At 66.0% G+C, this 8,625-nt stretch carries 1 protein-coding gene; it reads left to right on the plus strand.

The genetic code is table 11. The annotated features are described in order from the left end of the window. Positions 1–39: 39 nt before the first annotated feature. Positions 40–8,622 (plus strand): non-ribosomal peptide synthetase, encoded by an 8,583-nt coding sequence (locus tag KALB_RS46480; protein ID WP_025356113.1) that lies wholly within the window; start codon positions 40–42, stop codon positions 8,620–8,622. The last annotated feature ends 3 nt before the right edge of the window (positions 8,623–8,625 follow it).

An 8,625-nucleotide genomic window follows, 5' to 3' on the forward strand; every position in this document is an offset into this window, starting at 1 on the left:
CCCAATGAGCCGGCGAGACCTGCCGAGAGGTGCAGACCAGTGAATTCCCGGATCGAAGAGATTCTTCCCCTGGCGCCGTTGCAGGAGGGTTTTCTCTTCCACGCCCTCTACGACGAGCAGGGGCCCGACGTCTACCTGGTGCAGCTCTCCGTCGAACTGCGCGGTGCCCTGGACGTCGCGGCGTTGCGGGCCGCCGCGGCCACCCTGTTGCGGCGGCATGCGAACCTGCGCACCGAGTTCCGGCCGAGGAAAACCGGCGAACCCGTGCAGGTGGTGTTGCGCGAGGTGGATTTGCCTTGGCAGGAGCACGACCTGTCGGGGGCGGATGCTGCGGAGCTGGATCGGCTGATGGCGGCTGACCGGGTGCGGCGGTTCGAGATGGACAAGCCGCCGCTGATCCGGTTCATGTTGTTGCGGCTGGCCGAGGACCGCTACCGGTTCGTGGTGACCAACCACCACATCGTGCTGGACGGCTGGTCGACTCCGTTGCTGGCAAGGGAGTTGTTCACGCTCTACCTCGCGAAGGGGAACGACAGCGACCTGCCCAGGGTGACTCCCTACCGGAACTACCTGGCCTGGGTTGCTGATCAGGACAAGGACGTGGCGCGTCGTCGCTGGCGGGAACTCCTGGCCGGAATCGACGGGCCGACCTTGGTCGCACCGGCTGATCCGGCGCGGGTGCCGGTGGTTCCGGACGAGGTTGTCATCCCGTTGCCGGGCGGGCTCACCGCGCGGTTGACGGAGTTGTCCCGGCAGCGCGGCGTGACGATGAACATTCTGGTGCAGGCGGCATGGGGCATTGTGCTCGGCCGGATGACCGGGCGCACGGACGTGGTGCTTGGCACCACGGTGTCCGGGCGGCCCGCCGAACTCACCGGGGTCGAGTCGATGATCGGGCTGTTCATCAACACCCTGCCCGCGCGGCTGCGGCTTGACCCCGCGCACCGGTTGAGCGATGTCCTGCGCGAATTGCAGGAACAGCAGTCCGAGATGACCGCTTACCAGTACCTCGGGCTGACCGAGGTGTTGCAGCAGGTCGGTGGCGGCGAGTTGTTCGACACCGACTTCGTGTTCGAGAACTACCCGGTCGGCCCGGCCAGCGGCTGGGACCTCGGACCCAACCTCCAGATCTCCGATGTGCGCGGGCAGGATGCCGCGCACTACCCCATGTGCCTCGTGGTGATCCCGGGCGAGGACATCCGGCTGCGCCTGGTGTACCGGCCCGACCTCTTCGACGAGTCGGCGATCCGGGGCGTGCTGCGGCGGGTGACCCGTGCCATCGAGGCGATGGTTGCCGATTTCGACCGGCCGATCGGCCGGATCGACGTGCTCGAACCGGACGCCCGCGACCGGATGGTGGTGGAGTGGAACGCCACGAGTCGGCCGGTGCCGTTCACCACCCTGCCGGAACTGTTCCAGGCCCAGGTGCGCAGCAACGGCTCGTCTCCCGCGGTCGCTTGTGCCGGGCACACGCTCACGTACGCGGAGCTCAATGCGCGGGCCAACCAGTTGGCGCGATACCTGATCGGCCGGGGAGCGGGGCCGGAACGACTGGTCGCGGTGGTACTGACGCCGTCGATCGACTTCGTGGTCGCCGTGCTGGCAGTGCTGAAGACCGGTGCCGCCTACCTGCCCGTCGACCACACGTATCCCGCCGAGCGCATCGCGTTCATGCTCAACGACGTCCAGCCGCTGGCAATCCTGTCCTCGGCCGAAGCCGTCGCCGCCGTTCCAGCGGGCGCAACCGCGCCGGTACTGCTGCTCGACGATCCCGGTGTCGTCACCGAACTCGCCGCGTGCACCACCAACGATCTGGCTGATGCCGATCGCATTGCCCCGTTGTCGCCGGGGAACCTCGCCTACATCATCTACACGTCCGGTTCGACCGGGACACCCAAGGGCGCTGCCATCGAGCACAGCGCGCTGTGCCATTACCTGTTGTGGGCCCAGGATCGCTACCCGGGGCTGGCCGGCGCTTCGCTGGTGCACTCCTCCGTTGCATTCGACCTGACCGTGACGGGGCTCTACGGCCCGCTCATTTCCGGTGGATGCGCGCAACTCGCGCCGCTGGAGCGCGTCCCCGATTGGCTGCGGCGGCCGACGTTCGTCAAGGGAACGCCTTCGCTCGCACCGATGCTGGCGAACCTGCCCGGGGAGTTCTCGCCGACGGAGCAACTGGTGCTCGGCGGGGACCTTCTGCTCGGCGAGGCCCTGCGCGAGTGGCGGCAGCAGAACCCGGGCGCGACTGTGCTCAACGAGTACGGGCCAACGGAAACGACGGTCGGTTGCGCGGAGTACCGCATCGAACCGGGCAGTCCCGTGCGAGACGGCGACATCGCGCTCGGCCGACCGATTTGGAACACCAAGTGGTACGTGCTGGATTCCGGCTTGCTCCCGGTACCGCCGGGTGTCGCCGGTGAGTTGTACATCGCGGGCGCGCAACTTGCCCGGGGTTACCTGGGTCGTTCCGCTCTGACGGCGGAGCGGTTCGTTGCTGACCCGTTTGGTGTTGCGGGTGGGCGGATGTACCGGACCGGGGACCTGGCGCGGTGGACCGCCGACGGCGAACTGGAATTCGTGGGGCGTGCAGACGATCAGGTGAAGGTGCGCGGGTTCCGCATTGAGCTGGGCGAGGTTGAGTCGGTTCTTTCGGAGCACCTGGCTGTTCGGCAAGTTGCGGTTGCGGTGCGTGATGGTGTGTTGGTGGGGTATGTGGTGCCGGATGTGGTGGTGGCGGGTGGGGTGGTGCGGTGGGGTGAGTTGGAGCGTGCGGGTCGGGTTGTGGGTGTGCCGGTGCATGAGTTGTCGGGTGGGTTGGTGGTGGCGGGGCGGAATCGGTCGAATGTGGAGTATTTGTTTGATGAGATTTTTGTGCGGGGTGAGTATGCGCGTGGTGGGGTAGTGGTGGAGGAGGGTGCGTGTGTGGTGGATGTGGGTGGGCATGTGGGGATGTTCGGGTTGTTTGTGGGGCGGGTGCGGGGTGTGCGGGTGTTTGCGTGTGAGCCGATGCCGGAGTCGGCGGAGTTTTATCGGTTTAACGCGTATTTGCATGGTGTGGATGCGGTGGTGACCACTTGCGGTGTGTCGGACGCGCCGGGTCGGGCGGTGTTCACGTATTACCCGGAGATGTCGTTGTTGTCGGGGCGGTTTGCTGATGAGGGTGTGGAGGAGGCGATGTTGCGGCGGGTGATCGGCAACACCGCTGGTGGGGGTGGTGGGGATGAGGGTGTGTTGGGGGAGTTGCTGGCTCAGCGGTTGCGGGGTGAGCCGGTGGAGGTGGAGTTGCGGACGGTCTCGCAGGTGATTCGGGACTTCGGGCTTGAGGTTGTTGATCTGTTGAAGGTGGATGCGGAGAAGAGCGAGCTCGCGGTGCTGCGGGGCATCGAGGAGGAGCACTGGCCGTTGATCCGGCAGGTGGTGGCGGAGGTGCATGACGAGGACGGCCGGTTGGCCGTGGTGACCGGGATGTTGGAGGAGCGCGGGTTCAGTGTGGTGGTGGAGTTGCCCGAGGGTCTGGAGGGCACGGGCATGTTCCAGGTGTATGCCACCCGCCCCGGCCAGGTCGCCAGTGGTGTGCAGCAGTCTGTTCCCGTCCAGCGCTGGTTCACGCCGCAGCAGTTGACCGCCGACATCCAGGACCTGGCGGCGCAACGGCTTCCGGAGTACATGGTTCCGGCGGCCTGCGTGATGCTCGATGCACTGCCCCTGACCGCCAACGGGAAGTTGGATCGGAAGGCGTTGCCTGCTCCGGATTTCGGTGTTGGTGTGGTGTCGTCGCGGGGTCCGCGTGATGCGCGTGAGGAGATTTTGTGTCGGCTCTTCGCTGATGTGCTGGGGCTGTCTGTGGTGGGTGTTGATGATGATTTCTTTGATTTGGGTGGGCATTCGTTGTTGGCGACGCGGTTGGTGTCGCGGGCGCGGGTGGTGTTGGGTGTGGAGTTGTCGATTCGGGATTTGTTCGAGTCGCCGACTGTGGCGGGTTTGATGGGTGTGGTGGGTCGTGCGGGTGGGGTGCGTGCGGCGTTGGTGGCGGGGGTGCGTCCTGAGTTGGTGCCGTTGTCGTTCGCGCAGCAGCGGTTGTGGTTCCTGGATCGGCTGGAGGGACTGGGGGCGCGCTACAACGTGCCGCTGGTCTTGAGGCTGACTGGTCGGTTGGACGTGGCGGCGCTGGAAGCGGCACTGGGTGACCTGCTCGCGCGGCACGAGGCCTTGCGCACGGTGATCCAGGAAACCGACGGCACTCCGCGGCAGTGGGTGGTCAGCCCGGACCAGGCCCGGCTGGAATTGCCGGTGACTCGGGTGACTGAGACCGAATTGCCGGTGTTGGTGGGATCCGTGGTGCGGGCTGGGTTTGATCTGTCTGCTGAGCTGCCGGTACGAGTGCGGTTGTTCCAGGTGGGGCCTGATCAGTTCGTGTTGGTGTTCGTGGTGCATCACATTGCGGGTGATGGGTGGTCGTTGACGCCGTTGGCGGCTGATGTCAGTCGGGCGTATCGAGCTCGGCTTGCGGGTCAGGTGCCGGGGTGGGTGCCGTTGCCGGTGCAGTACGCGGATTTCGCGGTGTGGCAGCGGGAGTTGCTGGGTAGCGAGGATGATCCGGGCAGCGTGGCGTCGGTGCAGTTGGAGTTTTGGCGTGGAGCGTTGGCGGGGTTGCCGGAGCGACTGGATTTGCCGGTGGATCGTCCGCGTCCGGTGGTGCGGAGTTATCGCGGTGACACGGTGTCGTTGTCGTTGGATGCTGAGCTGCATGCTGGTGTGGTCGGGTTGGCGCGTGGTCAGCATGCGACGGTGTTCATGGTGGTGCAGGCCGCGGTCGCGGTGCTGCTGACCCGCCTGGGTGCGGGCACTGATATCCCGATCGGTAGTCCGGTCGCTGGCCGAACTGATCAGGCTGTTGACGACCTGGTCGGGTTTTTCGCCAACACGCTCGTGCTGCGGACTGATACCTCGGGTGATCCCAGGTTCCGTGAGTTGCTAGGGCGGGTGCGGGAGACCGATCTGGCCGCGTACGCGCATCAGGATGTGCCGTTTGAGCGGTTGGTTGAGGTCCTGAATCCGGTGCGGTCGTTGTCGCATCACCCGTTGTTCCAGGTGATGGTGGCGTTTACTGGGCCGGAGCGGGTGGAGGTGGACCTGCCGGGGCTTGCGGTTGCGGCCGAGCCCGTGCAGTTGGGTGCGGCGAAGTTCGATCTGACGTTCTTCGTGACCGAGCGGCCGGATGCCGGTGGGATCGATCTGGTGTTGGAGTTCGACACCGACATCTTCGATCATGGCAGCGCTGAGTTGATCGTGGCGCGTCTGGCTCGCGTGTTGGGGTCGGTGGTTGCTGATCCGGGTGTGCGGGTCGGTCAGGTCGACGTGCTGGGTGCTGCCGAGCGGGAGCTGGTGGTGTCGGGCTGGAACGCGACCGCACATGAGGTCACGGCGGCCACGTTGCCGGAGTTGGTTGAGGCGCAGGTGCGGCGTACGCCGGATGCGGTGGCGGTGGTGTCGGAGGGGCAGCGGTTGACCTACGCGCAGCTCAATGCGCGCGCGAACCGGCTCGCCCACCACCTGATCGAACGCGGAGTCGGCCCAGAACGCGTCGTCGGCCTGGCGCTACCACGCTCGATCGACCTGGTCGTCGCCATCCTCGCCGTGCTCAAGGCCGGTGCCGCCTACTTGCCGATCGATCCGGGTTATCCGGCCGGGCGGATCGAGTTCATGCTCGCCGATGCGCGTCCGCTGGTTGTTCTGTCCACTGTGGATGCTGTGGACACGTTGCCCAGTGGCGCCGTGCCGGTGTTCGCGCTCGACGATGCGAACGGGTTGGCAGGGTATCCCGAAGATGATCCTGCTGATGTGCGGGCGGTTCCGGGTAATCCGGCGTATGTGATGTACACGTCTGGGTCGACGGGAACGCCGAAGGGCGTCACCATCGAACACCGGGCCATTGTGAACCGGTTGGCATGGATGCGCGCCAGGTACGGGCTGCGCGCCGAGGACCGCGTGTTGCAGAAGACTCCGTTCACCTTCGACATCTCGGTGTGGGAGCTGTTCTGGCCCCTGGTCGACGGCGCGACGCTGGTGGTGGCCAAGCCGGAAGGGCACCGGGACCCGGGCTACCTTGCGGAGATCATCCGCCAGGAACAAGTGACGATTGCTCACTTCGTGCCGTCCATGCTGCACCTGTTCCTACAGGAGCCGCCAGTGCGGGATTGTGTTGGCCTGCGGCAGGTTTTCTGTAGCGGTGAGGCGTTGACGGCGGAGCTGCGCGATCAGTTCCACGCTGTGTTCGATGGCCCGCTGCACAACCTCTATGGCCCGACGGAGGCGGCGGTCGAGGTGTCGGCGGTGACGTATTCGCCCGCGCCGGATTCGCCCCAGGTGACTATCGGCAAGCCGGTGTGGAACACCCAGCTGTACGTGCTCGATCGAGGGCTGGCCCCAGTGCCGCCGGGTGTGGTCGGCGAGTTGCACATCGCTGGTGCGCAGCTGGCTCGCGGTTATCTCAAGCGCCCGGGTTTGACGGCGGAGCGGTTTGTGGCAAGCCCGTTTGGTGCTGCGGGTGGGCGGATGTACCGGACCGGAGACCTGGCGCGGTGGACCGCGGACGGTGAACTGGAGTTCCTGGGTCGTGCGGATGACCAGGTGAAGGTGCGTGGTTTCCGCATTGAGCTGGGTGAGGTCGAGGCGGTTCTGGCTGGGTGTGCCGGTGTGGGGCAGGTTGTGGTCGTGCTGCGGCGGGATGGCGTGGCTGATCAGCAGTTGGTGGCTTACTTGGTGCCTGCCGCTGGAGAACAGGTCGATGTGGCCGTGGTGCGGTCGCATGTGGCTGCTGTGTTGCCGGAGTACATGGTGCCTGCGGCGTTTGTTGTGCTGGGCGAGTTGCCGGTGACGGCGAACGGGAAGCTGGACCGTGCGGCACTGCCAGCCCCGGATTTCGGTGCTGGTGTGGTGTCGTCGCGGGGTCCGCGTGATGTGCGGGAAGAAGTCCTGTGTGGGCTGTTCGCCGAAGTCCTGGGGCTTGAGCTGGTTGGGGTCGAGGACAGTTTCTTCGCGCTGGGTGGGGACAGTATTTTGTCGATCCAGCTGGTGAGTCGGGCGCGGCAAGTCGGGTTGGGGTTCAGTCCGCGGGAGGTGTTCGAGCACAAGACTGTGGCTGGTCTGGCGGCGGTTGCCCGGATGCTGGACGCGGACGCCGAGCCGGTGGCCGATATCGGTACTGGTGATGTGCTGGCACTACCGGTGATGCACTGGCTAGCCGACCTCGCCGGAGTTGGTGGTTCTGCGGATCGGTTCTGTCAGTGGGTGTTGTTGCAGGTCTCTGCTGACCTGACTGAGCAGAATCTGGTCGCGGGTGTGCGGGCTGTGGTTGATCACCATGACGCGTTGCGCATGATCGCCCGCCGGGACGAGCGGGCGGGCTGGGTGCTGCGGATCCCCGAGGCGGGTTCGGTGGATGTGGCAGGCCAGGTCCGGCGTGTGCGGCTCGTCGCGGGTGAGGACGTGGCCGTGGTTGCGGAGCGTGAGTTGCATGCGGCGCAGGGTCGGTTGTCGCCCGAGCGCGGTGTGCTGGTGGAGGTGGTGTGGCTGGATGCTGGGCCGCAGGTGTCGGGTCGGTTGCTGGTGGTGGTGCATCACCTGGCAGTCGATGGGGTGTCCTGGCGGGTGCTGCTGCCTGACCTTGCCGCTGCGGTGTCGGGCGATGTGTTGGCCCCGGTGGGGACGTCGTTGCGGCGTTGGGCGGGGTTGCTTGTTGAGCAGGCTCGGAGTCAGGCGCGGGTGGCGGAGTTGCCGGCGTGGACGAGGATTCTCGGCGAGTCGGGTACGTCGCTGGGGGCAGGGGATCGGGCTGGTGAGGTCCGGTCGGTGGTGGTGGAGTTGCCGTCGTCGGTGACGGGTCCGTTGTTGGGTTCGGTTCCGGCGGCGTTTCATGCTGGTGTCGATGATGTGTTGTTGGCTGCCCTGGCGGTGGCGGTGGGTTCGTGGCGTGGGCAGCCTGGTCCGTTGGTGGTTGATGTTGAGGGCCATGGTCGTGCTGATGTTGGTGGCGGGGTTGATTTGTCGCGGACTGTGGGTTGGTTTACCAGTATCTACCCGGTGCGCCTGGACGCTGGTGCCGTGGACTTCGCCGAGGTCTGCGCGGGCGGTCCTGCGGCGGGTGAGGTTCTCAAGCGGGTGAAGGAGCAGGTTCGTGCTGTTCCTGGTGACGGGCTGGGCTTCGGGTTGTTGCGGTATCTCAATCCGGAGACCGGTGCGGTGTTGGCTGGGCTGCCGCAGCCAGAAATTCTCTTCAACTACTTCGGGCAGGTCGGCGCGCTGGACACCGGTGACTGGGCGCCGGCACCCGAAATGACAGCAGTGACACCGGCCGCGCCGGACGTGCCAGCCGCCCACGCGCTGACGATCAACGCGTCGGTGCACGAAGGAGTGCTGAACGCAACGTGGTCATGGCCAGCGGAGCAGTTCACTGAAGAAGAGATCCGTCGGCTGGCGCAGGACTGGCTGCACGCGCTGACCGGACTGGTCGCCCACGCCCAAGATCCCGGTGCTGGCGGCCACACGCCTTCAGACATGCCACTGGTGGACCTGAGCCAGGACAGTCTCAATCTGCTTGAGCAACAATGGGGAAGGCGCTGACCG

It is taken from the genome of Kutzneria viridogrisea DSM 43870, assembly GCF_000525635.1.
In the GTDB taxonomy this organism is placed as follows: domain Bacteria; phylum Actinomycetota; class Actinomycetes; order Mycobacteriales; family Pseudonocardiaceae; genus Kutzneria; species Kutzneria viridogrisea.